The 1,861-nt window shown below is 78.1% G+C and carries 4 protein-coding genes; all 4 read right to left on the bottom strand.

All coding sequences use genetic code 11. The features are described 5' to 3' along the window. Window positions 1-5 precede the first annotated feature (5 nt). Complete coding sequence (locus GGD88_RS18360) at window positions 6-476, bottom strand: hypothetical protein (protein WP_184438236.1); 471 nt, start codon at window positions 474-476, stop codon at window positions 6-8. Between the two features lie 6 nt (window positions 477-482). Next, the gene (locus GGD88_RS18355; RefSeq protein WP_184438233.1) at window positions 483-1,322 is read right to left on the bottom strand and encodes a hypothetical protein; all 840 of its coding nucleotides are present in this window, start codon (window positions 1,320-1,322) and stop codon (window positions 483-485) included. After that, window positions 1,323-1,646 (bottom strand): hypothetical protein, encoded by a 324-nt coding sequence (locus GGD88_RS18350; protein WP_184438230.1) that lies wholly within the window; start codon window positions 1,644-1,646, stop codon window positions 1,323-1,325. It lies immediately after the preceding gene. Next, on the bottom strand, window positions 1,646-1,861 hold a 216-nt coding region (locus tag GGD88_RS18545), incomplete at its 5' end, for a hypothetical protein (RefSeq protein ID WP_221237241.1). The genes GGD88_RS18350 and GGD88_RS18545, both read right to left, overlap by 1 nt.

Here is a 1,861-nt window from a genome sequence, read left to right as displayed (position 1 = left end):
CTCCGTCAGGATGGATCGGGCCGGGCGCCGGCGAGCACCTGGGCGGCGCGGGCGGCGGTCAGCAGCGGCGGATCGGTGGTGGTCAGGTACTGGATCGCCTGGACGGTGCCGGGATCGGTACGGTCGACCTCGGTCAGGCGCGGGTCCTCGATCAGCGTGAGGAAGTCGTCCACCACCGGGTCGGTCTCGCGCGCCGCGCGGATGGCAATGCGCTCCGGCGCGGTGAACAGCGCCGCCATGAACTGCGGCGGGGTGTAGGTGGTGGGCACGGCCGGCGCCGGGTCCGGATCGGGGGCCGGGGCCGGATCGGGCGGTGCGGTCCAGGTGTCGGTGTCCGGGTCGTGGCGCCAGCCGGGCCGGACGTCCTCCGGGACGGCGACGAACTCGGCCGCGACGGTGGGGTGGTAGCGGGTGGCCGGATCGGCGTCGGTGACGTCGACGGCGACGTCGGCCACGATGCGGGCATATCTGGTCATGTCTCCTCACCACTCGATCATCACCAGGCCGTCGCCCCCGCGACCGCCGTTGGCGCCATAGCTGCCGCCCCCGCCGGCGCCACCGCCGCCGACCGTGAGCGTGATGGCCTGCCCCGGGGTGACGGCGATCTCGCCCCAGGCGTAGCCGCCCCCGCCGCCGTCGGGACCGCCGCCGCCCCCGCCAGCGCCCCCGGCGCCGCCGGCGAAGCTGGTCCAGGAGGGGCTGGTCGCATCGATCGTGGTGCCGGCCGCGCCCGGTCCCAGCAGACCGCCGCCGCCGGGTCCTGGCGCGCCGCCCCCGCACCCGGGCGCCGCGCCCAAAAGGGCGGTGCCGGCGGCGGCGGAGAGCGCCAGCAGGCCGAGGCCGCCGGCGCCGGCGCAGCCGGCCACCGGCGCGCTGCCCAGGATGATGTCGCCGTGCGGGCCGAGCTGAGCGCCCGCGCCGCCGTCGCCGATGGGGGAGCCGGCGCCGCCGGCGGTCGGGCCGCCGTCCGCCCGGCCATCGCCGCCGGACCCGGCGCCGCCGCTGGTCCAGGCCCCGCCGGTCGCCGACAGGACCGCCCCGACGCTGGACGTGCCGCCGCCGTTGCCGGGATAGGCGGTCTGAGAGCCGTAGGCGCGGCCCCCGCCGCCCTGACCGCCGCCGGCGGCGTGCGCGCGGATCCGGGTGACGCCCGCCGGCACGGTCCAGGTGTAGGTCCCGGGCGCGGGCCAGAGCCGGCAGAACCCGGCCCCGAACGGCGGCAGCCAGGCGAACAGCGGCGAGGCGGCGCGCGCCGCCGCCAGGGTGGCGGCGATGGCCTGGGCCTGGGCGCCGGCCGGGTCGACGGAGAGATGACGTCCCATCTACAGGCCCTCCTCAAAGCCGTGGACGCGCACGACGCAGGCATCGGTGTCGGCGCGGACATGGACGCGCTCGCCCGGTCCGCAGACGACGCCGGAGCGTTCCAGCACGCCGCCCGGCGGCAGGGTCACCGGCCCCTCGATCCAGTCGGCGGCGGCGGGCGCGGCGGCGCCGGGGGTGATCGCCACCTGCACGGTGGCGGCGGCGTCGGCGCCGCGATTGACGACGCCGATGTTCACGGTCGCCACCGTGTCGGCCGGCACGGTGTAGACAGTGGTGGTGGTGTCGGCGGCCAGGGCGGCCGCGCCGAGACGTCCGGAGGCCATCAGAGCTGTCCCATGTAATAGAGGTGCGGGCGGCGGGCGCGCCGCGCGGCGGTCAGGCCGACCGGCGTGACGGCGCGCTGATCGTCGGTGCCGGCGCGGGCCTCGGCGGCGGTCGCCAGCTCGACCAGGCCGGGGGTCTCCGTGGTGGCGGTGCCGTAGGTCGGGATGACCAGGTCGCCCAGGCGGTCGCCGACATGCGCGGCCAGGCCCTCCGG

This window comes from Roseospira goensis, from assembly GCF_014197795.1.
In the GTDB taxonomy this organism is placed as follows: Bacteria; Pseudomonadota; Alphaproteobacteria; order Rhodospirillales; family Rhodospirillaceae; genus Rhodospira; species Rhodospira goensis.
This window is presented reverse-complemented; position numbering and strand designations above follow the sequence as displayed.